The organism is Frateuria sp. YIM B11624, assembly GCF_049727805.1.
Lineage (GTDB): Bacteria > Pseudomonadota > Gammaproteobacteria > Xanthomonadales > Rhodanobacteraceae > Frateuria_A.
Map to the genome: position 1 here is coordinate 24,828 of NZ_JBCNYA010000022.1, position 22,706 is coordinate 47,533.

The 22,706-nt window shown below is 70.7% G+C and carries 20 protein-coding genes and 1 tRNA gene; 13 read left to right on the forward strand and 8 right to left on the reverse strand.

All coding sequences use genetic code 11. The features are described from left to right. Positions 1-22 precede the first annotated feature (22 nt). Genes AAIL17_RS12185 through rsmD form a run of 3 tightly spaced genes read right to left on the reverse strand, consistent with a single transcriptional unit; the run spans position 23 to position 1,640 of the window. Positions 23-520 carry a hypothetical protein gene (locus AAIL17_RS12185; RefSeq protein ID WP_424683116.1) on the reverse strand — a complete coding sequence of 166 codons (498 nt, stop codon included), beginning with the start codon at positions 518-520 and terminating at the stop codon, positions 23-25. Continuing rightward, the gene (gene coaD / locus AAIL17_RS12190; RefSeq protein ID WP_424683117.1) at positions 513-1,046 is read right to left on the reverse strand and encodes a pantetheine-phosphate adenylyltransferase; all 534 of its coding nucleotides are present in this window, start codon (positions 1,044-1,046) and stop codon (positions 513-515) included. Before coaD ends, AAIL17_RS12185 begins: the two co-directional genes overlap by 8 nt. A gap of 27 nt (positions 1,047-1,073) precedes the next feature. Further along, positions 1,074-1,640 carry a 16S rRNA (guanine(966)-N(2))-methyltransferase RsmD gene (gene rsmD / locus AAIL17_RS12195; protein WP_424683156.1) on the reverse strand — a complete coding sequence of 189 codons (567 nt, stop codon included), beginning with the start codon at positions 1,638-1,640 and terminating at the stop codon, positions 1,074-1,076. Positions 1,641-1,800: 160 nt separating this feature from the next. Here rsmD and ftsY point away from each other — a divergent pair, with 160 nt between their 5' ends. The 5 genes from ftsY to AAIL17_RS12220 all read left to right on the forward strand — a co-directional run bounded on the left by ftsY (position 1,801) and on the right by AAIL17_RS12220 (position 5,550). Next, positions 1,801-2,934 (forward strand): signal recognition particle-docking protein FtsY, encoded by a 1,134-nt coding sequence (ftsY, locus tag AAIL17_RS12200; RefSeq protein WP_424683118.1) that lies wholly within the window; start codon positions 1,801-1,803, stop codon positions 2,932-2,934. A 12-nt stretch (positions 2,935-2,946) separates the two neighbouring features. Next, positions 2,947-3,996 carry an AsmA family protein gene (locus AAIL17_RS12205; RefSeq protein ID WP_424683157.1) on the forward strand — a complete coding sequence of 350 codons (1,050 nt, stop codon included), beginning with the start codon at positions 2,947-2,949 and terminating at the stop codon, positions 3,994-3,996. After that, the gene (gene mutY, locus AAIL17_RS12210) at positions 3,993-5,072 is read left to right on the forward strand and encodes an A/G-specific adenine glycosylase (protein ID WP_424683119.1); all 1,080 of its coding nucleotides are present in this window, start codon (positions 3,993-3,995) and stop codon (positions 5,070-5,072) included. The genes AAIL17_RS12205 and mutY overlap by 4 nt, the downstream gene beginning before the upstream one ends. A gap of 54 nt (positions 5,073-5,126) precedes the next feature. After that, entirely contained in the window at positions 5,127-5,405 is a 279-nt protein-coding gene (locus tag AAIL17_RS12215; protein WP_424683120.1) for an oxidative damage protection protein, read from the forward strand. 69 nt (positions 5,406-5,474) lie between these two features. Next, positions 5,475-5,550, forward strand: a tRNA-Phe gene (locus tag AAIL17_RS12220). 198 nt (positions 5,551-5,748) lie between these two features. On the opposite strand, the gene AAIL17_RS12225 is transcribed toward AAIL17_RS12220, so the two are convergent. Both AAIL17_RS12225 and AAIL17_RS12230 read right to left on the reverse strand, forming a co-directional pair. Next, a complete protein-coding gene (locus AAIL17_RS12225) occupies positions 5,749-5,994 on the reverse strand; it encodes a hypothetical protein (protein ID WP_424683121.1) in 246 nt (81 codons plus the stop codon). Between the two features lie 83 nt (positions 5,995-6,077). Further along, positions 6,078-9,668, reverse strand: a complete 3,591-nt coding sequence (locus AAIL17_RS12230; RefSeq protein ID WP_424683122.1) for an ATP-binding protein — start codon at positions 9,666-9,668, stop codon at positions 6,078-6,080. Between the two features lie 152 nt (positions 9,669-9,820). Here AAIL17_RS12230 and lexA point away from each other — a divergent pair, with 152 nt between their 5' ends. The 4 genes from lexA to AAIL17_RS12250 all read left to right on the forward strand — a co-directional run bounded on the left by lexA (position 9,821) and on the right by AAIL17_RS12250 (position 16,001). Continuing rightward, entirely contained in the window at positions 9,821-10,426 is a 606-nt protein-coding gene (gene lexA, locus AAIL17_RS12235; RefSeq protein WP_424683123.1) for a transcriptional repressor LexA, read from the forward strand. A gap of 286 nt (positions 10,427-10,712) precedes the next feature. Then, the gene (gene imuA / locus AAIL17_RS12240) at positions 10,713-11,387 is read left to right on the forward strand and encodes a translesion DNA synthesis-associated protein ImuA (protein WP_424683124.1); all 675 of its coding nucleotides are present in this window, start codon (positions 10,713-10,715) and stop codon (positions 11,385-11,387) included. Between the two features lie 10 nt (positions 11,388-11,397). Then, a complete protein-coding gene (locus tag AAIL17_RS12245) occupies positions 11,398-12,801 on the forward strand; it encodes a Y-family DNA polymerase (RefSeq protein WP_424683125.1) in 1,404 nt (467 codons plus the stop codon). Positions 12,802-12,863: 62 nt separating this feature from the next. Then, a complete protein-coding gene (locus AAIL17_RS12250) occupies positions 12,864-16,001 on the forward strand; it encodes an error-prone DNA polymerase (RefSeq protein ID WP_424683126.1) in 3,138 nt (1,045 codons plus the stop codon). Between the two features lie 28 nt (positions 16,002-16,029). Here AAIL17_RS12250 and AAIL17_RS12255 read toward each other — a convergent pair whose 3' ends face one another. Beyond that, positions 16,030-16,692: a UdgX family uracil-DNA binding protein gene (locus AAIL17_RS12255; RefSeq protein WP_424683127.1), complete on the reverse strand. Its 663-nt coding sequence runs from the start codon at positions 16,690-16,692 to the stop codon at positions 16,030-16,032. Between the two features lie 296 nt (positions 16,693-16,988). Next, the gene (locus AAIL17_RS12260) at positions 16,989-17,864 is read right to left on the reverse strand and encodes a LysR substrate-binding domain-containing protein (RefSeq protein WP_424683128.1); all 876 of its coding nucleotides are present in this window, start codon (positions 17,862-17,864) and stop codon (positions 16,989-16,991) included. A gap of 92 nt (positions 17,865-17,956) precedes the next feature. On the opposite strand from AAIL17_RS12260, the gene AAIL17_RS12265 reads away from it, so the two are divergent. Then, positions 17,957-18,976 carry a YeiH family protein gene (locus AAIL17_RS12265; RefSeq protein WP_424683129.1) on the forward strand — a complete coding sequence of 340 codons (1,020 nt, stop codon included), beginning with the start codon at positions 17,957-17,959 and terminating at the stop codon, positions 18,974-18,976. Between the two features lie 75 nt (positions 18,977-19,051). Here AAIL17_RS12265 and tsaB read toward each other — a convergent pair whose 3' ends face one another. After that, entirely contained in the window at positions 19,052-19,747 is a 696-nt protein-coding gene (tsaB, locus tag AAIL17_RS12270) for a tRNA (adenosine(37)-N6)-threonylcarbamoyltransferase complex dimerization subunit type 1 TsaB (protein ID WP_424683130.1), read from the reverse strand. A gap of 140 nt (positions 19,748-19,887) precedes the next feature. On the opposite strand from tsaB, the gene AAIL17_RS12275 reads away from it, so the two are divergent. The 3 genes from AAIL17_RS12275 to AAIL17_RS12285 all read left to right on the forward strand — a co-directional run bounded on the left by AAIL17_RS12275 (position 19,888) and on the right by AAIL17_RS12285 (position 22,677). After that, positions 19,888-21,351, forward strand: a complete 1,464-nt coding sequence (locus tag AAIL17_RS12275; RefSeq protein WP_424683131.1) for a DHA2 family efflux MFS transporter permease subunit — start codon at positions 19,888-19,890, stop codon at positions 21,349-21,351. 97 nt (positions 21,352-21,448) lie between these two features. Beyond that, entirely contained in the window at positions 21,449-21,817 is a 369-nt protein-coding gene (locus AAIL17_RS12280) for a nuclear transport factor 2 family protein (RefSeq protein WP_424683132.1), read from the forward strand. Positions 21,818-21,855: 38 nt separating this feature from the next. Then, a complete protein-coding gene (locus AAIL17_RS12285) occupies positions 21,856-22,677 on the forward strand; it encodes an alpha/beta fold hydrolase (RefSeq protein ID WP_424683133.1) in 822 nt (273 codons plus the stop codon). The last annotated feature ends 29 nt before the right edge of the window (positions 22,678-22,706 follow it).

Below are 22,706 nucleotides of genomic sequence, written 5' to 3' on the forward strand. Positions count from 1 at the left end.
CGTTTCGCGCGTCGCGCGTGGCTTACATCGCCACGAAGCGCACCGTCGCGCCGGTCGGCTGCAGGCCGGCAGTGACGCGGTCCTTGTCGGCCTGGTCGCCGATGAACAGCACGATCACGTCCTTGAACGAACCGGGCTTGGCGCCCTGGAAGGCGGCGAGGATGAAGTCGGCGGTCTTGGCCGAGTTCGGGCCGGCGAAGGCCAGCAGGTTGCCCGGCAGCACGCCGCGGGCGACGGTGTCCTGCACGTTCTGCAACTGGCGGTCGTACTTGGCCTTGGCTTCGTCGTCGTCACCGGCCGGCACCATGTAGGCGTACGGGCGCTCGGCGGTCATGCCCTGCATGTTGTTCTGCACGATCTGCCCCAGGTAGGCGTTCCAGGCCTGGGCGTCGTTGGGATTCGACGGCTTGGTGGCGGTCGCCTGCTGGGTCGTCTGCTGGTTGTCTTCCTGCTTGTTGCAGGCGGACAGGACCAGGCTGCCGGCGAGCGCGAAGGTTGCGGCGATCAGGAACTTACGCATGGGTGTCTCCCTGTGAGTGGATTTGGGTCTTGCGCCAGCGCTGCCGCATGGCCTGTTGTACCGCCGGATGCACGAAGCCCGAAATATCGCCGCCGAGGCGGCCGATCTCGCGCACCAGCGAGGAGGAGATGAAGCTGTACTGCTCGGCGGGCGTCAGGAACAGCGTCTCCGCCTGCGGAATCAGGTGGCGGTTCATGCTCGCCAGCTGGAACTCGTATTCGAAGTCCGACACCGCGCGCAGGCCGCGGATGATCACGCCCGCCCCCACCTCGGTGACGAAGGTCGCCAGCAGGCTGTCGAAGCCGCGCACCTCCACGTTGGGCAGGTCGGCCAGCGCCAGCCGCGCCAACGTGATGCGCTCGTCCAGGCTGAAGCCCGGGCCCTTGCTGGAGCTGTCGGCCACCGCGACCACCACGCGCTCGAACAGCGGCGCGGCGCGCGATACCAGGTCGGCATGCCCGTTGGTGATCGGGTCGAAGGTGCCGGGATAGACGGCCAGGCGCTTGTTGACCGGAGCTGTGTTCACGTGAAGGCTGCAGCGCAAAGGTGGCGGCTAGCTTAACGGAAGCTCCGCACAGCGGCGATAGAGCGCGTGGCGCACCTCGCCCGCGCGGCCCTCGCGGTGCAGCGCCCAGTTCGGCGGCAGCGCGGGCACGTGGTCGCGCGGCGACTCGACGTAGACCCAGGCCTGTGGGGAAAGCCAGCCGTTGGCCTCCAGGCTTTGCGCGAGAGCGCTCCACAGGTCCGCGGCAAAAGGCGGATCGAGGAACACCAGGCCGAAGGGCGTGGGCGCGCCTCCGAGGAAGGCCGCTGCATCGGCGGTGGACACCGTGCCGTCGCCGGCCTTCAGCCGCGCCAGGTTGTCGCGCAGCGCCTGCGCGGCGCGCGCGTCGCGTTCGACGAAGCGCACCGCCGCGGCCCCGCGCGAAAGCGCCTCGATGCCCAGCGCCCCGGTGCCCGCGCACAGGTCCAGCGCGGACACGCCGGCAAGCACCGGCGCCAGCCAGTTGAACAGCGTCTCGCGCACCCGTTCCGGCGTCGGCCGCAGCCCCGGCAGGTCGGGCACCTCCAGCCGCGAATTGCGCAGGCTTCCGCCGATGACGCGGATGCGGCCCTTCATGTAGGCATGTCGCTGCAGGAGCGCACCCTGTGCGCGACGGCCGTGCCGCACCCGGCCGGAATCGGTGGCGCGCAACGAAGGCACAGGCACGGGCGCCCCTCAGCGGGCAGTCTGGTAGCGGGTGATAGCATCCGCGCATTGTCTTGGAAACACCGCCGCAATGCTCAAGTTCTGGAAGAAGAAACCCACCGAAACGACTTCGGAGCAGCCGGCCGACCAGGGCCAGACGCCGCCTGTCGACGCGCACGTCGCGGACGCCGCCGCACAGGACACCGCCAGCCCGGTGCTGGACGAGGCACGCGCGGAACTGGCTCCCGCCGAGCCGGCGGTGGTCGACGAGGCGCCGCCTCCCGCAGCCGTACCCGAACCTGCGCCGGCAAAGCGCAGCTGGCGCGAGCGGCTCGCCGGCAGCGGCTTCGCCAAGGGGCTGAGCTCGCTGTTCGTGCGCCACCCCAAACTCGACGACGACCTGCTCGACGAGCTCGAAACGCTGTTGATCACCGCCGACGTGGGCGTGGAGGCCAGCACCACGCTGGTCGAGGGCCTGCGCAAGCGCATGCACAAGCGCGAGTTCGCCGATGCCGATGCGCTGCTCGCGGCGCTGCGCGAATCGCTGGTCGCGATGCTGCTGCCGGTGCAGCAGCCGCTGGACATCTCCGGACGCAAGCCGTTCGTGGTGCTCACCGTGGGCATCAACGGCGTGGGCAAGACCACGACCATCGGAAAACTCGCGCGCAGGTGGCGCGATGACGGCCGCCAGGTGCTGCTGGCCGCCGGCGACACCTTCCGCGCCGCCGCGGTGGCGCAACTGAAGACCTGGGGCGAGCGCAACAACGTGCCGGTGATCGCGCAGGGCCAGGACGCCGATTCCGCCAGCGTGATCTTCGACGCGCTGCAGGCCGCCCGCTCGCGCAACGCCGACGTGCTGGTCGCCGACACCGCCGGTCGCCTGCACACCCAGGGCGGGCTGATGGACGAGCTGTCCAAGATCGCCCGCGTGCTGAAGAAGCTCGATCCGGAGGCGCCGCACGAGGTGCTGATGGTGATCGACGGCACCACCGGCCAGAACGCGATCAGCCAGTTGCGCCAGTTCCAGCAGATCGTCGGCGTCACCGGCCTGGTCGTGACCAAGCTCGACGGCACAGCCAAGGGCGGCGTGATGTTCGCGCTGGCGCGCGAGTTCGGCCTGCCGATCCGCTTCGTCGGCCTGGGCGAGAGCGCCACCGACCTGCGCGAGTTCGACGCGCGCGCCTTCGTCGATGGCCTGCTGCCGGCCACGCTGGCGCGGGCCTGAGCCGCGATGGCGATGACGCGGCGGCTGCATTACGCGCTGCTGGCCCTGACCGGCATCCTGGTCGCGGCGCTGGTCGCGCTGGTGGTGACCGTCTACCTGCTGCTGCAGCCGGAACGCTTCACCGCGATGCTGCAGGAGCAGGCGGCCAAGGCCGGGCTCGAGCTCAGCCTGTCCAGCCCGGCCAGCCCCACGCTGTTCCCGCGCCCGGCGCTGGAGCTGCAGGGACTCACCCTTACCGCACAAGGCGCCAGCATGCCGATCCTGCTGGCCGCCAACGGCCGCCTGGCCTTGCCGTGGAGCACGCTGTTCGGTGGTCCGACGGTGATCTCGCGGCTGGAGATCGACGCGCCGCGGGTCGACCTCGACGCGTTGCAGGCCTGGCTTTCCAGCCTGCCTTCCGGCCCGGCGGGCGCGGCGCCGAACATCCCGCGCATCGACACCGGCGTGCGCATCGCGCGCGGCACGCTGGTACGCGGCAACCAGATGCTGCTGCGCGACTTCTCGCTGGACGCTGGCAGCCTGCTTACCGGCCGGCCGTTCCCGCTGGTGGTCTCGGCCAAGGACGCGGCCGGCACGCCGATGCAGTTGCGCCTCACCGCCACGCCGCGCATCCAGGGCAACGCGCTGCAGCTCAACGACATCAACCTCGACTTCACCCGCGGCGCCACGCTGGCCATGCAACTGACCGGCGAAGCGCACTGGCACGGTGCGGCCGACGCCGCAGCCACGCTCGCCGGCTCGCTCGACGAGGCCGACGCCGGCCGTTACGACATCTCGCTGGGGCTGACCCCGGCCAACCAGAGCGACCCGCTGCTGCTCGCGCTCAAGCTCGACGGCCCCGGCAACCACGTCGACCTGCGCCTGCCGCCGCTGGGCATCGCACGCTGGTGGTCGCACATCGGCGACGAGCAGGGGCCGCAGCTCAACGCGCCGCCGGGCAGCGGCCACGTCGACGCCGCCACGCTCGACGTCGCCGGCGTGCACATCGAGGGCTTGCACCTGGAACTCGCGCCGGCTCCCGCGGCCAGCACCGCCGCGCCTGCCGCCAGCGATTCCCGATGAACTCCACCCTTGCCGCCGCCCTGCTGCCCTGGTTCGACCGTCACGGGCGCCACGATCTTCCCTGGCAGGCCGCTACGCCGGACGGACGCCGCGACGCCTATCGCGTGTGGCTGTCCGAGGTGATGCTGCAGCAGACCCAGGTCGCCACGGTCATCCCCTATTTCCTGCGCTTCACCGAAGCGCTGCCGACGCTGCCGGACCTTGCCGCCGCGCACGAGGACCGCGTGCTCGCGCTGTGGTCGGGCCTGGGCTACTACCGCCGCGCGCGCTTCCTGCATCGCGCCGCGCAACTGTGCGTGGAGCGCCATGACGGCGAGCTGCCGCGCGATTTCGACGCGCTCGCCGCGCTGCCCGGCATCGGCCGCTCCACCGCCGGCGCGATCCTGGCGCAGGCGCACGGGCTGCGCTTCGCCATCCTCGACGGCAACGTCAAGCGCGTGCTTACCCGCTACCACGGCATCGAGGGCCACCCCGGCCAGGGCGCGGTGGAAAAACAGCTATGGGAACGGGCCGAAGCGCACACGCCAAGCGAGCGCGTGGCCGACTACACCCAGGCGATCATGGACCTGGGCGCCACCGTCTGCGTGCGCTCGCGCCCGCTCTGCCTGGCCTGCCCGCTCACCGACGCCTGCGTCGCCCGCCGCGAAGGCCGCACTACGCAGTTGCCTACGCCGAAGCCTGGCAAGGTGCTGCCCACGCGCGCCACCACCATGCTGGTGCTGCGCGACGACGAAGGCCGCGTGCTGCTGGAACGCCGTGGACCGAACGGCGTCTGGTCGGGCCTGTGGAGCCTGCCCGAAGCGCCCGGCCACGAAGCCGCCTGGCGCCTGGCGCAGGACCACGCACGGCTGGACGACGCGCTCGCGCTCGCGCCCTTCGTCCACGTCTTCAGCCACTACCGCCTCAACGTCGAGCCGCTGCTGTTCGATGGCGCGACAGCCCGACCCGCCATCGCCGATAATGCATCGCTGCGCTGGTACGCCCGCGACGAGTGGGCGAGCCTGGGCCTGCCCGCGCCGGTGCGCTCCCTGCTCGAAGCGCTCCCCGTGCCACAACCCAGCGCGGACCTGCCGTAACGGCGTCCCCGGGCGCAGCTCACGCACCCATCGCATCACGACCGGAAGCACCGCATGTCCCGCACCATCCATTGCGCAAAGCTCGGCATCGACGCCGAAGGCCTCGACTTCGCCCCCTGGCCCGGCCCGCTCGGCCAGCGCGTGTACGAGCACGTCTCGAAGCAGGCCTGGCAGCAATGGCTCGCCCACCAGACCATGCTGATCAACGAATACCGCCTCAATCCGCTGGAAGCGAAGACCCGCCAGTTCCTCGCCGGCGAGATGGAAAAGTACTTCTTCGGCGGCGGCGACGTGGCCCAGCCTGCAGGCTACGTCGCGCCCGAGCAGCCTTGACGCAAGCGCCCGCATCCGATTTAATGCGCGGCTCCACGCAGCACGCCACGCGCGTCCTGCCCTCTTCCCGGCCGGGTAGCTCAGTTGGTAGAGCAGGGGATTGAAAATCCCCGTGTCGGCGGTTCGATTCCGTCCCCGGCCACCATGCAATATCGAAAAGCCCGCGCTTGCCGCGGGCTTTTCGTTTGCGCGACAGGCTTGTCCAAAACGACTCGCTTCGGGGTCGCACTCCGGGCAGCGCAGCGCACGCCTGTCGACGTGCACGACCATCGGTGCGCCGACCGGCGGCACGGGGATTTTCAATCCCTGCTCTACCGACGGGCGACCTGGCCGAAACAAGGCTTCACGCCTCGTCGGTCTGGTCGGGCGGCCCAAGGGTGGGCGCCACGCGGTTGGCTTCGTCCTCGTAGTCCGCGTTGCTTTCGCCGGCTTCGAGCATGTCCTCGACGGGGTCGGTCGTCGCGCTGGCGCGCTCGGGGTCGAGGCTTTCGGTGCGGTTGTCCGCTTTCTCGATGGTGTCGAGCCGGTCGTTGCTGCCTTTGCCATTGGCGTCGCGCTGGTCCGGCTTCGCTTGCGGGTGGCTGTTCATGTGCCTGGCCTCACGTTGCATGCTGCGAGGCTCGCGCATCCGGTGTCGGCGGCGTGAGAACTGGGGGTTCGCCGCGGGTTCCGTCAGGCGGGATCCGCGGCGGCGCGCGTCGCCGGTTCCGGTACCAGCTCGGCGAACAGCTCGGTGAGGTTCTCGCTGCTGAACGGCTTGCGCAGGAAGGCGTCCATGCCCGCCTCGCGCGAGCGCGCCTCCTCGTCGCCGCCGGAACGCGCGGTGATGGCGACGATGGGCAGGCGCTGGTCCGGCTCCTCGCGCTGGCGGATCAGGCGGGCGACCTGGAAGCCGTCGACGCCGGGCAGGTCCAGGTCCAGCAACACCAGGTCGAACGACGACTGGTCGAGCTCGGCGAGCGCGCCGAGGCCGTTGGCGACGTAGCAGACGCGATGGCGCTGGCGTTCGAGCTGGCCGCGGATCACGGCGGCGACGATGGCGTCGTCCTCGACCAGCAGCACGTGCAGCGCGCGATCGACCGGGACGGACACGGCACTCGCCGTGCCCGTCCCCTCGGCCACCGGCAGCGGCAGGCGCACGCGGAAGGTGGTGCCGTGGGCCAGGCGCGACTCGAGTCCGATGTTGCCGCCCATCATGTCCACCAGCTCGCGGCAGATCGCCAGGCCCAGGCCGCTGCCGGCGCGCCGTTGCGGGCCGTCGACCTGCTCGAAGCGATGGAACAGCCGTGCCTGCGCCGCCTCGGGAATGCCGGGGCCGGTGTCGGTGATGCTGAAGAGCAGCCCGTCGGCGCAGCGCTCCGCGCGCAGCTTCACGCTGCCGTACTCGGTGAACTTGAGCGCGTTGTGGATGAGGTTGAGCAACACCTGCTTGATGCGCACCGCGTCGCCGACGACCTTCGCCGGCAGGTCGTCGGCCAGCTCGACCGCGAGCGTGAGGCGCTTGGCCTGGGCATGGCCCAGCTGCAGTTGCGCCACGTCGTCGACCAGTTGGCGCGGATCGAACGGTGCCGGCTCCAGGTCGAACCGGCCGGCCTCGATGCGGGCCAGGTCCAGCGCGTCGTTGAGCAGCTTGAGCAGCATGCCGCCGGAGCGCTGCATGGCCAGGGTGTATTCGCGCTGCTCGGGTTTCAGCGGCGTGGTCAGCAGCAGCTCGGCCATGCCCATCACGCCGGTCATCGGCGTGCGGATCTCGTGGCTCAGCGTGGCCAGGAACTGGGTCTTGGCGGCGCTGGCCTCCTCGGCCAGGCAACGCTGCTGCTCGGCCAGCGCGATGCGGTGGCGCTGCGCGATGCGCCGGCGCCAGACCCACAACGCCATCCACACGCTCAGTCCCAGGGTGATCGCGTAGGTCAGCCAGGCCCACCAGCGCGCCCACGGCGGTGCCTCGACATGGATGCGCAGCGGCCGGGCCAGGGTTGCCCAGGCGCCGCCGGCGCCGACCGCCATCACCCTGAGCGTGTAGTCGCCCGCGCCCAGCCCGGCGAAGTCGCGCTGGCCACGGCTGTCGACGTCGATCCAGTTGCTGTCCAGGCCGTCGAGCCGGAAGCGGTAGCGGTTGGCGTGCGGGTCGACATAGGAGAACACCCGCGCCTCCACGCCCAGCTCGCGGTCGCGCCAGTCCACTTCGACCGGACCCGGACCCAGCGGCAGGTCGGTGATCCGGCCGTGCCGGCGCACGCGTACGCGCGTGAGCGCCAGCTGCGGCACGGTGGCCTGCTCGCACACGCGGTCGGGATTGAAGGCGACCACGCCGCCCAGGGTCGCCGCGTAGAGGTTGCCGTCGGGCATCAGCGCGAAGCCGCGCGAGAACTCGGTATTGCTCAGGCCATCCTGCAGGCCGAACGAACGGAACCGGCCCGAGTCCGGATCGAAACGCCACAGCCCGTCGGTGCCGAAGATCCACACCCGCCCGCGCGCGTCCACGCGCATGTCGACCACGCCGACCGAAGGCCAGCCGTGCGCCATGTCCACGTGCCGCACCAGCGCCAGGCCGTCGCCGTGGTAGCGGTACTGCTCCAGCCCGTCGGGCGTGGCCAGCCACAGGCCGTCGGGCGAGAAGCTGAAGGCTTCCACCGACACTCCGGTCGGGCCGCCCGGCACCGGCTCGAAGAAGGTGTGGGTGGGGTCCAATTGCATCAGGCCGCCTTCGCTGGCGTAGTAGAACGTGCCGCGATCGTCGAGCGTCATCTGCGCGCCCCACAGCATCTTGTCGTCGGCGTGGTGCATCGGCACCGGCGTCACCGCCAGCGTGTCCGGATCGACGCGGAACAGGCCCTCGCGGAAGGTGCGCACGTACAGGCGGTGGTCGGGGCCGGGCTCGACCTCGAGCGGGCGGCTGAACATCTTGCCGTCCGGATCGACCAGGTCGGCCTTGCCGTTTTGGGTGCGGTAGAGCGCGCCCTGCACCGCCACCCACAAGCGGCCGCCGTCGCCCTCGGTCATGCCCAGCACGTCGCCGTGCAGGCCCGAAAGCACGTGCTCGACCGCACCGCTGTACGGGTCGAGCCGGTCGACCCGGCCGCCGCGCTCGCCGACCCAGACGTGCCGGTGGTCGCGCCCGCGGGCCATGGTGGTGGCGACCGAATCGCGCAGGCTGGACGGGTCGTCCGGAACGTGCGTGTAGCGACTGAAGCTGTACCAGCCCGGCGCCAGGTAGGCCACGCCGCCGTCGAGCATGGTCACCCACAGGCCGCCTTCGCGGTCCACGTAGAGCTGCCACACCCAAGTGCCGGGCAGGTTGCCGTAGAGCACCGGCCGATCCATCACCGGGACCACCGGGCCACCCGGCCGGTCCTGCAGGAACAGGCCGCGCTGGGTGCCGATCCACAGGCGCCCGGCATGGTCGCGGGTGCTGGTCATGACGTTGGTGTCGGGCAGCACGTCGCGGGCGAAGCGGTGCGCCCGCCCGTCGGCGCCCACCACCAGCAGGCCACGCACGGTGGCGATGCGCACCTCGTCGCCGTTGCCGTCGATGCGCCAGGCATCCATCGACTGCTCCGGATCGGCCGGCAGGATGCGGTGCCAGCGGCCATCCGGGTCGCGCCGGAACAGGCCGTGCGCGCTGCCGGCCCACAGGCGCTGGCGGGAGTCGACGTAGAGCGCCGCCACTTCGCCGAAGTCGGCCGGCGCCGGGCCGAGCAACGGGTTGACGACGTGCTCGAAGCTGCCGTCCTCGCGCATCCGGTCCAGCCCGTAGCGGGTGCCGACCCAGAGGCTGCCGTCGGCCGTCTGCGCCAGCGTCCAGACCTTCTCGCTGACCAGGCTGGCCGGGTTGGCCGGGTCGTGGCCCCAGTGCCGGAACTTGCCGGTGGCCGCGTCCAAGAGGTTCAGGCCGGCGTCCAGCCCGCCGGCCCATAACCGGCCGTGCGCATCGATCAGCAGCGCGGAAATGCCGTTGTTGTAGAGCGAGCCCGGGTCACCGGAAGCGTGGCGGTAGGTCGTGAACTCCACGCCGTCGAAGCGGGCGATGCCGTTCTTGGTGCCGAACCACATCGTGCCGTCCGGCGCCTGCACCGCGGTGTAGACCAGGCTGCCCGGCAGCCCGTTGGCGCTGCCGTAGCGGCGGAACTGCGGCGTCGGCAGCACGCCGGACGAAGCCGCCCCGGTCGAGGCCGCCCCAGCCGGAGCGGAGGCCGGGACGCTGGCGCCCGCCACGGGCGTACCCAGCAGCAAGCCAACGCCCAGCAGCAGAGCGGACACCATGTGTTTCCCCCACACGCCTGAAGTCCTCAGCGGACGCATCGCAGTCCCCAGGGCCTTCACGCTTTCGGCAAACCGCCGGATTCCCCTTCACGAAATGATGCCAAAAGCACGCCCCTGCCGCGACTTTACCCGATGTACTAATATTAGTAACCATGACCCTCACGCCCACCCGCCAGGCCCTGCTCGACTATCTGCGCCAGTACATCGCGGCGCATGGCTGCCCGCCTTCGCAACTGCAGATCGCCGCTGCGCTGGGCCTGAAGCAGAACCGCTCGGCGCGCCTGCACCTGGAGGCGCTGGCGCGCGAGGGCCACGTCGAACTGGTGCCCGGCCAGGCGCGCGGCATCCGCCTGCGCCAGGGCGAGCCGGTGCCGACCCTCACCGTGCCGCTGCTCGGCCGCGTGGCGGCTGGCCGGCCGATCGGTTCGGACGCCGAAGTGCGCCGCGAGGTCGCATTGGACGCCGTGCTGTTCCGCCTCAGGCCGGACTACCTGCTGGAAGTGGTGGGCGACTCGATGCTGCTCGACGGCATCCTTCCCGGCGACCTGATCGGCGTGCACCGCACGCCCGAGGCACGCCACGGCCAGACCGTGGTGGCGCGGCTGGAGGGCGAGTTCACCGTCAAGCGGTTCGAGCGCAGGGGCGGCCACATCCGCCTGCTGCCGCGCAACCCGGCCTACGCACCGATCGAGGTGGATCCGCGCGCCAGCGACTTCGCCATCGAGGGCCTGTTCGCGGGGCTGGTGAGGCCCGGCTGATGACCGTCCGTGCAGGCCGGGGCGGGCATCCATCCTTCCCGGTAGCGGCCAGCATGGAAGGCCGCGCTCCGTTCGCCCCCATCCGCCCTTCGGGCACCTTCCCCCGTGGAACGGAGGAAGGCTCATCCTCGCGGCCGCACGCTTTCGATCCTTCCCCCGCTTGCGGGGGAAGGTGCCCGAAGGGCGGATGGGGGAAGCCTTGCGAAACAGCCGAATCATGCGCCGTGCCCATAGCCGGACAGTGGGCTGAAGCCCACCCTGCAGATACACGTCCGGGTGCGCGTGTATGAGCAACGTGGTCGCCCTCGATCATCTGTTCGACGCCCGCCGCCTCTGGCGCGGTCAGCCGCAGGCGCGCGCGCCTTCGCGCCAGCCGACCGGCTTCCCGCTGCTGGATGCGGCGCTGCCCAGCGGCGGCTGGCCCGAGGCTGCTCTGAGCGAGGTGCTGCTGCCGCTGGACGGCGTCGGCGAACTCGGCCTGCTGTGGCCCACGCTGGCGCGCCTGACGCAGGCCGGCGGCCGGGTCGCGCTGGTCGCCCCGCCCTACCTGCCCTTCCCTGCCGCCTGGGCCAACGCCGGCGTGCAGTTGGAGCGGCTGCAGGTCGTGCGCGCCGATCCGCGCGACGCCGCCTGGGCGACCGAACAATGCCTGCGCTCGGCCGCCTGCGCCGCGGTGCTGTGCTGGCCGCAGCAGGCCGACGACCGCACGCTGCGCCGCCTTCAACTGGCGGCGGAAACCGGCCAGTGCCTGGGGCTGGCGATGCGCCCCGCGTCGGCCGCCGTGCATGCCTCGCCCGCGGCGCTGCGGCTGGCGCTGGAAACGAACCCCGCGCGCCTGCGCATGCTCAAGTGCCGCGGCGGCAACCCGCCGGCGCAGCCGTTGTCCTGGCCGTTGCCGACCGGTCCATCCTCCACACCGGTCCCGGACAGCCCAGCCGCGGCCGTTCCGGATCGCGCCTGAGGCGCACGCCATGCTGTGGGCCTGCATCCTGCTGCCGCAACTCGCGCTCGACGGCGTGCTGCGCCGCCACGCCACCCCGGACGAACCGCTGGTACTGGTCGAGGGTCCCGTGCAGCGGCGCGTGCTGCGCGCGGTCAACGCCGCGGCGAAAGCGCAAGGACTGCGCGCCGGCTTGCCGCTGGCCACCGCGCAGGCGATCTGCGCGCGCTTCGCGGTGGTCGAGCACGACCCGGCCGACACCGCGCGCTGGCACGATTTCCTCGCCGCCTGGGCCTACCGCTACGGCGCGCAGGTCAGCCGGCAGATGCCCGCCTCGCTGCTGGTCGAGGTGGAGGCGAGCTTCCGCCTGTTCGGCCAGTGGCCACGGATGGAAGCCATGATGCGCGAGGAACTGGCCGCGCTCGGCTTCCGTCACCGCATCGCGCTCGCGCCCAACCCGTGGGCCGCGCGCGCGCTGGCCGGCGTGCACGACGGCCTGGCGATCACCCACGACGCACCGCTGCGCCAGGCGCTCGGCCAGTTGCCGGTGGAACGCGCCGGGCTTCCACCCGAGGCTGCCGCCAGCCTGCGCCGCATGGGCCTGCGCAAACTCGCACAGGTCTATGCGTTGCCACGCGCAGCGTTGGGCCGACGCGTGGGCACCGACACCCTCGACCAGCTCGACCGCCTCACCGGCACGCTGGCCACGCCGCTGGACTGCTACCAGCCGCCGGACCATTTCGAATCGCGCATCGAGTTCAACTACGAGGTCGGCGCCACCGGCCAGTTGCTGTTCCCGCTGCGCCGCATGACCGGCGACCTCGCCGCCTACCTCGCCGGCCGCGACGGCGGCGTGCAGCGTTTCGTGCTGAAGCTCGAACACGAGCGCGGCGCCGCCACCGAAGTGCCGGTCGGCCTGCTCGCGCCCGAACGCGATCCAGCCATGCTGTTCGAACTGGCCCGCGGCCGGCTCGATCCCGTGCAACTGGCCGCGCCGGTGCGCGCGCTGCAACTGATCGCGCGCGAGCTGCCGCCGTTCGTGCCGTCCGGCCGCGACCTGTTCGACGTGCGCCCGCAACAGGCGGTGCCGTGGGAGCAATTGCGCGAACGCCTGCGCGCGCGACTGGGCGACGATGCCGTGCACGGCCTGGCGGCGCATGCCGACCACCGCCCCGAACGTGCCTGGCGCGACCACGGCGACAGCGCCGCGGCACCGCCGCTCCCACGCCCCGGCTGGTTGCTGCCGCAGCCGATCCCGCTGCGCGAGCGCGCGCCGCGCATCCTGGCCGGTCCCGAACGCATCGAGAGCGGCTGGTGGGACGGCGACGTGCGGCGCGACTACTACGTCATCGAAACCGCCGCCGGCCAACGCGCCTGGGCCTACTGCCCGGTCGGCGAGCGCGAGGGCTTCATGCTGCACGGGTGGTTCGCATGAACACGCCACCCGCTTCCTCTCCACCTGCTTTTATCAAGGCAGAGGACGAGGCACCCGCCAGAATGCCAGACCCGAGCGAACCCGCGGGCGAGCAACCCCGCGAAGCTCCCGACCCCTTCCCCAAATACGCCGAGCTCCACTGCCTCTCCGCCTTCAGCTTCCAGCGCGGCGCCTCACTCGCCATCGAGTTGTTCGAGCGCGCGAAGCAACAGGGCTACAGCGCCCTCGCCATCACCGACGAATGCACGCTCGCCGGCATCGTGCGTGCGCTGGAGGCTTCGCGCGAAACCGGCATCAAGCTGATCGTCGGCGGCGAGTTCCAGTTTGCCGACGGCCCGAAGTGCGTGCTGCTGGTCGAGAACCAGCAAGGCTATGCACGGCTGTGCCAGCTCATCACCGCCGCGCGCCGCCGCGCGCCCAAGGGCAGCTACGAATCGTTGCGCGAGGACCTGGGCGATACCGAAGGCCTGCTCGCGCTGTGGCTGCCCAGTCCGGAGCCGGACGAAACCGAAGCCGCCTGGTTGAAGGAGCGCTTCCCCGACCGCTGCTGGCTCGCCGTCGAACTGCACCGCGGCCCCGACGACGACACGCGCCTGACCACCCTGCGCGCCCTGGGCGAACGCCTGGCGCTGCCGCTGGTCGCCACCGGCGACGCGCACATGCACGTGCGCGCCCGCCGCCCGCTGCAGGACGTGATGACCGCGATCCGCCACCACACCACCGTGGCGCAGGCCGGTCACCGGCTGTTCCCCAACGGCGAGCGCCACCTGCGCACGCGCCGCGCGCTTTGCGCCATCTATCCGCCCGAACTGCTCGCGACAAGCGTGGCGATCGCGCAGCGTTGCAGTTTCAAGCTGGAGGACCTCGACTACACCTATCCGCACGAACTGGTGCCGGAAGGACACACGCCGACCACCTGGCTCCGGCACCTGGCCGAGGAAGGCGCGTGCTGGCGCTGGCCGGCCGGCGTGCCGGCAAAGGAGCGCAAGCAGATCGAAGACGAACTGGCGCTGATCCAGACCAAGAAGTACGAGTCCTACTTCCTCACCGTGCACGACATCGTTCGCTTCGCGCGCTCACAGAAGATCCTCTGCCAGGGCCGTGGCTCGGCGGCCAACTCGCTGGTCTGCTATGCACTCGGCATCACCGAAGCCGATCCGGCAACGAGCAACCTCCTTTTCGAGCGCTTCATCTCGGCCGATCGCGACGAGCCACCGGACATCGACGTGGATTTCGAGCACGAGCGCCGCGAGGAAGTCCTGCAATACGTCTTCGACCGTTACGGCCGCGACCGTGCTGCGCTGACCGCGGTGGCCACCGAATACCGTGGCCGCGGCGCGGTTCGCGACGTGGCGCGTGCGCTGGGCATGTCGCCGGAGCTGGCCGGCGAGCTGTCATCCACGCTGGATCGCTGGAGCGGCGAGGTGCCGCCGTCGGACCGCCTGCGCGAGCGCGGCTTCGATCCGGACACGCCGCTGATCCGGCAGGTGCTTGCGCTCACCGTGCAACTGATCGGCTTCCCGCGCCATCTCTCCCAGCACCCGGGCGGCTTCATGATTTCCGAGCATCCGCTCTCGACGCTGGTGCCGGTGGAGAACACCGCGATGGACGGTCGCACGGTGATCCAGTGGAACAAGGACGACCTGGACACCATGCGCATGCTCAAGGTCGACTGCCTCGCGCTGGGCATGCTCACGGCGCTGCGCAAGACCTTCGACCTGCTGAGCGCGAACGGCCGCGGCGACTACACCATCGCCGGCATCAACAAGGATAAAAAGGACGACAAGCCGACCTACGACATGATCAGTCGCGCCGACACCATCGGCGTGTTCCAGATCGAATCGCGCGCGCAGATGGCGATGCTGCCGCGCCTGAAGCCACGCGAGTTCTACGACCTGGTGATCGAAGTGGCGATCGTGCGGCCCGGCCCGATCCAGGGCGACATGGTGCATCCCTACCTGCGGCGGCGGAATGGCGAAGAGCCGGTCGACTATCCATCGGACAAACTTAAGAACGTCCTGAAGCGAACGCTGGGCGTCCCGCTGTTCCAGGAACAGGTAATGCAGATCGCCATGGAAGCTGCCGATTTCAGCGGCAGCGAGGCCGATGCCCTGCGCCGTTCGATGGCGGCATGGAAACGCCACGGCGGCCTGGAACCGCACCGCGACAAGCTGCTTGCCGGCATGGCGAAGAACAACTACAGCCGTGAGTTCGCCGAACACCTGTTCGAACAGATCAAGGGCTTCGGCAGCTACGGCTTTCCCGAATCGCACGCGGCCAGCTTCGCCCTGCTCGCCTACGTCAGCAGTTGGCTCAAATGCCACGAACCGGCGGCGTTCGCCTGCGCGCTGATCAACTCCGCACCGATGGGCTTCTACTCGCCCGACCAGTTGCTGCAGGACGCGCGCCGCCACGGCATCCACACGCTGCCCGTCGACGTGCGCCACAGCGACTGGGACTGCACGCTGGAGCCCGAGCGCGACCCACGCCTGCAGCCGGCGATCCGCATAGGCCTGCGATTGATCCGCGGCTTCTCCGAAACGACCGCCCAGGACATCGTGGCAGCCCGCAGGCAACGCCCGTTCGCCGACGTGGCCGACCTCAGCGTCCGCGCGAAGCTCGACCGCCGCGACCAGGCCCTGCTCGCCGATGCCGGCGCGCTGCGCGCGCTGGCCGGCCATCGTCATCGCGCGCGCTGGGCGATCGCCGGCGTGGAACCGCAGTTGCCGCTGTTCCCAGGCTCGACGCCCGAAACCGAGACCATCGCGCTGCCGCTGCCCACCCGTGGCGAGGACCTGCGCGCCGACTACGCGCTCACCGGCACCACGCTGGGCCCGCATCCGCTGCGCCTGCTGCGCCCGCGGCTGCGCGCGCGGCACTACCGCGCCTCCAACGAACTGGCCGCGCTGCCCAATGGCCGGCCGGTGCGCGTGGCCGGCATCGTCACCCTGCGCCAGCAGCCGCAGACTTCCAGCGGCGTGGTGTTCCTGACCATCGAGGACGAGCACGGGCTGACCAACGTGGTGATCTGGCGGCGCGTCGTGCTGCGCCAGCGCCGCGTACTGCTGGCCTCGCGGCTGCTTGCGGTGGAAGGACACCTGGAAAGCCAGCACGGCGTGCAGCACCTGATCGCGCACACGCTGGAAGACCTGACGCCGATGCTGGGCGAGCTGGACGTGCGCTCGCGGGATTTCCACTGAGGGCGTGGGCGGTGGGCTGAAGCCCACCCTACGGCAGTGTCTTCAGCATGCCGGCGACCTCACGCAGGTCCGCCACCAGTTCCTCGAACGCCGCGTGCCGCTTCTCCTCTTCCGGCATGCGCAGCACGGCGGACGGATGCCAGGTCGCCAATCCTTGCGCGCCCTCGCCCAGCGATCGCCACACGCCGCGCTCGCGGGTGATGCGGAAGGCGTTGCCGAACATCGTCTGCGCCGCCATAGCGCCCAGTCCCACCACCAGCCTGGGCTTCACCCGCAGCAGTTCGGCGGCCAGCCACATGCGGCAGGCGGCCTGCTCGGCGGCGTTGGCGCGCTTGTGCAGCTTGGCGGTGCCGCGCGTCTCGTACTTGAAGTGCTTGACGGTGTTGGTCAGGTACAACGTCGAACGGTCCAGCCCCGCCTGGCCCAGCGCGCGGTCGAGCAGTTGCCCGGCCGGGCCGACGAACGGCACACCCTCACGATCCTCGTGCAGGCCCGGCTGCTCACCGATCAGCATCACCTGCGCGGCGGCCGGCCCCTGGCCGAACACGGTCTGCGTGCCGTAGCGCCACAGCGGACAGGCGTGGCAGTCGCGCGCCTTGCGTCGCAGCGTGGTCAGCGTGCCGTCCGGCACCTCGTCCACCGGCTTGGCCAGTGGAACGCCGAAGGGATTGGGCACGGGACGCGTTGGCATGGCCCACAGACGCTAGCGCCCGCGGGGTGAATCCACCGGCAAGAGCCAACCACGCACCAATCCATACAATCGATGGCGCAAACACGACTTCCAACACGCGGGAATCTGCAATTCGAGCCTTCCCCCGCGACTGCGGGGGAAGGTGCCGACAGGCGGATGGGGGCGCTCTTGGGTGTATGCCTGGGTGAACCTTTTGCAAGGCCTCCCCATCCGCCCTTCGGGCACCTTCCCCCGCAAGCGGGGGAAGGATCGCGATGGGCGCCCTCCCGCTAAAGGACGCGCGAGGTGGCATCCGGCTACACGGTGCGCAGGAATGCCTCCAGCAATGCCCCGCGGTATTTCTGCCTGTGCAGAAGCAGCGACAGCGTGCGCTTCAGATCCAGGAACGGCGTCTTCAACGCCAGCAGCCGCCCGGTCGCCAGCGCATCAACCAGCGCCACCTCGGGCAGGCAGGCGATGCCGAGGCCGGCGGCGACGGCCTGCTTGATCGCCTCGATCTGGTCCAGCTCGAGCACCGTCTCGCCCGGCGGCAACTGCGCCAGCACGCGCTCGGTGGTGGCGCGCGTGGCCGAGCCCGGTTCGCGCAGCACCCAGCGTGCGCCGGCGAAATCGGCCGGCTTGAGCGTGCGCTTGCGCGCCAGCGGATGGTCCGGCGCGGCGCACACGCGCAGCCGATCCCCGCGCCACGGTTTCAGTTCCAGTTGCGGATGCGCGACCGGACCCTCCACGCAACCGACGTCCAGCGCGTGGTCGAGCAGCATCGCGGCGATGGTGTCGGTGTTCGCCACGCGCAACCGGATCGCCGCCTGCGGCTGCGCGCGCACGAATCCGCCGAGCAGCTCGCCCACCAGGTAGTTGCCGACCGTGTTGCTGGCGCCGATGCGCAGCTCGCCTGCCAGGGCCTGCGCATCGCCCTGTCCGAAGCGCGCCAGCTCCGCATGGCGTTCGAGCAGCTCCTGCGCACGCGGCAGCAGCTCGCGTCCGCGCGCGTTGAGATGCAGACGGCCGCGCTCGCGGTCGAACAGCGGCGCGCCGAGCTGCCGCTCCAGCTCGGCCAGCGCCATGCTGGCGGCCGGCTGGGTCAGGTGTACGCGCGCGGCGGCCGCGCGCAGACTGCCGTGCAGCGCGGTCTGCACGAACACGTCGAGCTGGCGGGGCGTGAGGTTGAGCATTCAGCAGAACTTATAGCACCGATCAAACATGCAAAGTTTTGCTGATGCCGACCGGGGCGGACAATAACGCCGTGCCATCACCCGGACATCCGATGAACGTCGTTGCCGCCGCTCCTGCCCCCACCTTCGCCGCCCGCCTGCCCGGGCTGGGCCTGGCGCTGGCCATCGCGCTGGTCGCGCTGTGGCTCGGACGGTTGGCGCCGCTGGTCGGCGGCCCGGTGATCGGCATCGTGCTCGGCATCGTGGTGCGCAACACGCTTTCGCCCGGCGTGCGCTTCACGCCCGGCATCCAGTTCGCCGGCAAGCAGGTGCTGCAGTGGTCGATCATCGCGCTGGGCTTCGGGCTCAGCCTCGACCAGGTGGCGAAGACCGGCCTGGAATCGCTGTCGGTCACGCTGATCACCATGAGCGCGGCCTTCGTGGCGGCCTGGGGACTCGGCCGGCTGCTCGGCGTGCACGACCAGCTCAAGGTGTTGATCGGCGTCGGCACGGCGATCTGCGGCGGCTCGGCGATCGCGGCGGTGACGCCGATCATCCGCCCGGACGAGCACGACACCGCGTTCGCGATCTCCACCATCTTCCTGTTCAACGTGGTGGCCGTACTGCTGTTCCCGCTGCTCGGCCACCTGATGCACCTGTCGGATCTCGGCTTCGGGCTGTGGGCGGGCACCGCGATCAACGACACCTCCTCGGTGGTCGCGGCCGGCTACAGCTACAGCCACGCCGCCGGCGACTACGCCACCATCGTCAAGCTCACCCGCGCCACGCTGATCATCCCGGTGTGCATCACGCTGGCGGTGATGGTGGCGATGCGCGAGAAAAAGAAAGGTGCAGCCGATTTCAGCCTCAGGCGCATCTTCCCGTGGTTCATCCTGTGGTTCCTGGTCGCCTCGGGCGTGCGCACCGCCGGGCTGGTGCCGGTCGCCGTGCAACCGCTGATCCATGCGCTGGCGGAGTTCCTGATCATCGTGGCGCTGACCGCGATCGGGCTGTCGGCGAACCTGCGCAAGATGATTTCCAGCGGGCCGCGGCCGATCCTGCTGGGCTTCGGCGTGTGGGTGGCGGTGGCGGTGAGCAGCCTGCTGGTGCAGCTGGTGATCGGGCAGCTTTGAGGCGTTCCCTCGGCAGATCGGGGGCAGAGGTTCAGCGCAACCGCACGTCCGGCCGGAGCGCGGGATCCGCGACGGCTAGGGCGCCTTCCGTCCCTGCTCCGCCAGCGTCAGCGCCACCTTGTCGCGCAGATACACCGGCAGCGCCTGCTCCGGCGCCACCGCGCGACCCGCCTGGTATTCGCGCACCGCCAGTTCCGCCACGTGGCGCGCCTGCGGATAGCACGCGCCGTCGGCCTGCTTCAGCGCACCGGTGAGGTGTCCGCGCAGCACCTCCGCATAGGTGGCCCAGCCGCTGCCGACCACGTTCCATGCCTCGGCTTGCGGCAACGCCAATGCGGCGGGCGCGCACACACGCTCCTCGTCCAACGCCACCAGCCCACCGGCGGCGTCGCGCCGGTAGCAGGCGGCGTAGATCTCGCCCATGCGCGCGTCGATCACTGCGAGGATCGCCGCCTCGTCCTCCGCCGCTTCCAGCGCCAACGCAGCGAGCGAGGACACCGGCACCACCGGGCGATCCAGCGCCAGCGCCATACCCTGCGCCAGCGCCACGCCCAACCGCACGCCGGTGAACGCGCCGGGGCCGCGGCCGACCGCGATCGCATCGAGCGCATGCCGTCCCAGGCCGGCCTCGGCCAGCAGCGCGTCGGCCATCGGCAGCGCCAGTTCGGCGTGCCGCCGCGGCGCCAGTTCGCTGCGGGCGATCACTTCCTCGCCGTGCACGAGGGCGACGGAACAGGCTTCGGTGCTGGTTTCGATGGCGAGCAGGTTCATGGCCGGGCATTCTCGCATGCCCCGGCAGGCGGCCGGATCCGTCCATGTCGATCCAGCCCCGGCTGGCGCGTCGTCCTGGCAATCCCCGTGATCCGTTCGTGCCTTCCTGCCATGCTGCCCGTCCCTGCGAGGAGTCCTGCTTGAACATTCCCGCCATTACCAGTTCCACCGCATCGCCGCGCGACGGCCGCTGGCTCGCGCTCACCGTGCTCTGCCTGGGCGTGCTGATGATCGTGCTGGACACCACCATCGTGAACGTGGCGCTGCCCTCGATCCGCAGCGACCTTGGCTTTTCCGAGGCCACGCTGGCCTGGGTGGTGAACGCCTACATACTCACCTACGGCGGCTTCCTGCTGCTGGGCGGGCGGCTGGGCGACCTGTTCGGCCACCGCAAGCTGTTCCTGCTCGGGCTGGTGCTATTCACCGTCGCCTCGCTCGCCTGCGGCATGGCGCACTCGCGCGAATGGCTGGTGATCGCGCGCGGCATCCAGGGGCTGGGCGGCGCGGTGGTCACCGCGGTGGCGCTGTCGCTGATCATGGACCTGTTCACCGAACCGGCCGAGCGCGCCAAGGCGATGGGCGTGTACGGTTTCGTCTGCGCCGGCGGCGGCAGCGTGGGCGTGCTGCTCGGCGGCCTGCTGGTCAGCACGCTGAGCTGGCACTGGGTGTTCCTGGTCAACCTGCCGATCGGCCTGGCGGTGTTCATCGCCTCGCTGCGGCTGTTGCCGGCGGTGCACGGCAGCAGCGACATGCGGCACCTGGACGTGGGCGGTGCGATCACCGTCACCGCGGCGCTGATCCTGGCGGTGTACGCCATCGTGGGAGGCAACGAGGCCGGCTGGGCGTCCGCCGCCACGCTCGGCATGCTTGCCGGCGCTGCCGTGCTGTTCGCGCTGTTCCTCGCCATCGAGGCACGGGTGCGGGCGCCGCTGGTGCCGCTCAAGCTGTTCCGCCTGCGCAACCTGGCGATCGCCAACGTGGTGGGCGTGCTGTGGGCAGGCGCGATGTTCGCCTGGTTCTTCCTCTCCGCGCTGTACCTGCAACTGGTGCTCGGCTACGGCCCCATGCAGGTGGGCCTGGCCTTCCTGCCCGCCAACCTGGTGATGGCGGCGTGCTCGCTGGGACTGTCGGCGCGCATCGTGATGCGCTTCGGCATCCGCAGCCCGCTGGCCGGCGGCTTAGTGGTGGCCGCTATCGGCCTGGCCCTGTTCGCACGTGCGCCGGCCGACGGTCGCTTCCTCGTCGACGTGCTGCCGGGCATGCTGCTGCTCGGCCTGGGCGCGGGCATCGCCTTCAACCCGGTGCTGCTGGCCGCCATGAACGACGTCGAGCCGCGCGATTCGGGGCTGGCCTCGGGCGTGGTCAATACCGCCTTCATGATGGGCGGAGCGCTGGGCCTGGCCGTGCTGGCCAGCCTTGCCGCGGCGCGTACCGGCACGCTGCTGGATGCCGGGCTCGCCAACGCCGTGGCGCTCAACGGCGGCTACCGCGTCGCCTTCCTGCTGGGCACCGGCTTTGCCCTGCTTGCGGCGGCACTCGGCGGCCTGTGCCTGCGGCCCCGCGTCGCCTCGCCTTCCGCGCAAGCCCAGCCCGCGGCGCACTGAACGGGGCCGGCGTCCATGTCATTACCTCCCAGGTAATCGCCGCGCGGCGGGTGCGCGCGCAAGCTCTGCTCCGTACCCAACCCACGGAGCACACGCCATGACTGCCACCCGCCCGCTCATCGACAACTACATCCGCGCCTGGAACGAAGCCGATCCGCTGCGCCGTCGCGCGCTGATCGAGGACGTCTATGCCGAGCATGCCGTCTACACCGATCCGATGGTGCAGACCCGGGGCTGGGAAGGCATCGACGCGACCATCGCCGCGGTGCAGGCGATGTTTCCCGGCCACCGCTTCGCCCTTGCGGGGGACGTCGATGCGCACCACGACATCGCCCGCTTCCAGTGGCACCTGAGCGCGCCCGGCGCAGCCGAACCGCTGGTCGTCGGCTTCGACGTGGCCGAACTGGACGAGGGCCGCATCCGCCGCGTGCACGGCTTCCTCGACAAGGTGCCGATGGCCGCCTGAGCCATCGCGCGAAAACAGCCACCGATTCGGAGCCCACCATGAGTCACTTCACCACCACCGACGGCACGGAACTGTTCTATCGCGACTGGGGCCGCGGCCAGCCCATCGTCTTCCTCGCCTCCTGGGCGCTGGACTCGCGCGCCTGGGACAGGCACATGCTGCACTTCAACGCGCTCGGCTACCGCTGTATCGCGTTGGACCGGCGCGGGCACGGCCGCTCGGACGATCCCGGCCGCGGCTACCGGCTCGACCGCCTCGCCGACGACGTCGCCGAACTGCTCGGCCATCTCGACCTGCACGGCGTGACCATCGTCACGCACTCGATGGCCAGCGGCGAATGCACGCGCCATCTCGCCCGCCACGGCAGCGCACGCGTGGCGCGCGTAGTCTTCCTGGCGCCCATCGCGCCCAGCTATGCCGAGGGCAGCCGCGGCCCCTGGAGCATGGACGAGCCGACCACCGACGCGGTGCTCGCCGCGATCCGCCACGATCTGCCGCGCTGGCTGGCCGACAACGCCGAGGGCTTCTTCCTGCCCGCCGAAACGGGCACCACGCCGGAATACGTGCAGCACACCATCGACATCATCCGCAGCGCCTCGCTGCAGGCCTTGGTGGAATGCTTCCGCGCCAAGCGCGCGGACCAGCGCGCGGAACTGGCGGCACTCGACGTGCCGTTGCTGGTGATCCACGGCAACCGCGACGTCAGCGAGCCGGTGCAGCAGGGCCGCGCGATCGCCACGCTGGTACCGCACAGCCGCTACGTCGAGTACGACGGCGCGCCGCACGGGCTGTACCACACGCACTTCGACCGGGTGGTGGCGGACATCCATGCGTTCGTGTGCGAGCCGGTCGCCGCGTAGCGACGGGAAGTCGAGAGGCACGATCCCGG

Coding starts and splice junctions, on each gene's coding strand:
- rsmD (WP_424683156.1), bottom strand. CDS start 1,640: ATGAAGGGCCGCATCCGCGTCATCGGCGGAAGCCTGCGCAATTCGCGG.
- mutY (WP_424683119.1), top strand. CDS start 3,993: ATGAACTCCACCCTTGCCGCCGCCCTGCTGCCCTGGTTCGACCGTCAC.
- AAIL17_RS12215 (WP_424683120.1), top strand. CDS start 5,127: ATGTCCCGCACCATCCATTGCGCAAAGCTCGGCATCGACGCCGAAGGC.
- AAIL17_RS12260 (WP_424683128.1), bottom strand. CDS start 17,864: ATGCTCAACCTCACGCCCCGCCAGCTCGACGTGTTCGTGCAGACCGCG.
- lexA (WP_424683123.1), top strand. CDS start 9,821: ATGACCCTCACGCCCACCCGCCAGGCCCTGCTCGACTATCTGCGCCAG.
- imuA (WP_424683124.1), top strand. CDS start 10,713: ATGAGCAACGTGGTCGCCCTCGATCATCTGTTCGACGCCCGCCGCCTC.
- AAIL17_RS12265 (WP_424683129.1), top strand. CDS start 17,957: ATGAACGTCGTTGCCGCCGCTCCTGCCCCCACCTTCGCCGCCCGCCTG.
- ftsY (WP_424683118.1), top strand. CDS start 1,801: ATGCTCAAGTTCTGGAAGAAGAAACCCACCGAAACGACTTCGGAGCAG.
- AAIL17_RS12230 (WP_424683122.1), bottom strand. CDS start 9,668: ATGGTGTCCGCTCTGCTGCTGGGCGTTGGCTTGCTGCTGGGTACGCCC.
- tsaB (WP_424683130.1), bottom strand. CDS start 19,747: ATGAACCTGCTCGCCATCGAAACCAGCACCGAAGCCTGTTCCGTCGCC.
- AAIL17_RS12280 (WP_424683132.1), top strand. CDS start 21,449: ATGACTGCCACCCGCCCGCTCATCGACAACTACATCCGCGCCTGGAAC.
- AAIL17_RS12205 (WP_424683157.1), top strand. CDS start 2,947: ATGACGCGGCGGCTGCATTACGCGCTGCTGGCCCTGACCGGCATCCTG.
- AAIL17_RS12250 (WP_424683126.1), top strand. CDS start 12,864: ATGCCAGACCCGAGCGAACCCGCGGGCGAGCAACCCCGCGAAGCTCCC.
- AAIL17_RS12245 (WP_424683125.1), top strand. CDS start 11,398: ATGCTGTGGGCCTGCATCCTGCTGCCGCAACTCGCGCTCGACGGCGTG.
- AAIL17_RS12225 (WP_424683121.1), bottom strand. CDS start 5,994: ATGAACAGCCACCCGCAAGCGAAGCCGGACCAGCGCGACGCCAATGGC.
- AAIL17_RS12185 (WP_424683116.1), bottom strand. CDS start 520: ATGCGTAAGTTCCTGATCGCCGCAACCTTCGCGCTCGCCGGCAGCCTG.
- AAIL17_RS12285 (WP_424683133.1), top strand. CDS start 21,856: ATGAGTCACTTCACCACCACCGACGGCACGGAACTGTTCTATCGCGAC.
- AAIL17_RS12255 (WP_424683127.1), bottom strand. CDS start 16,692: ATGCCAACGCGTCCCGTGCCCAATCCCTTCGGCGTTCCACTGGCCAAG.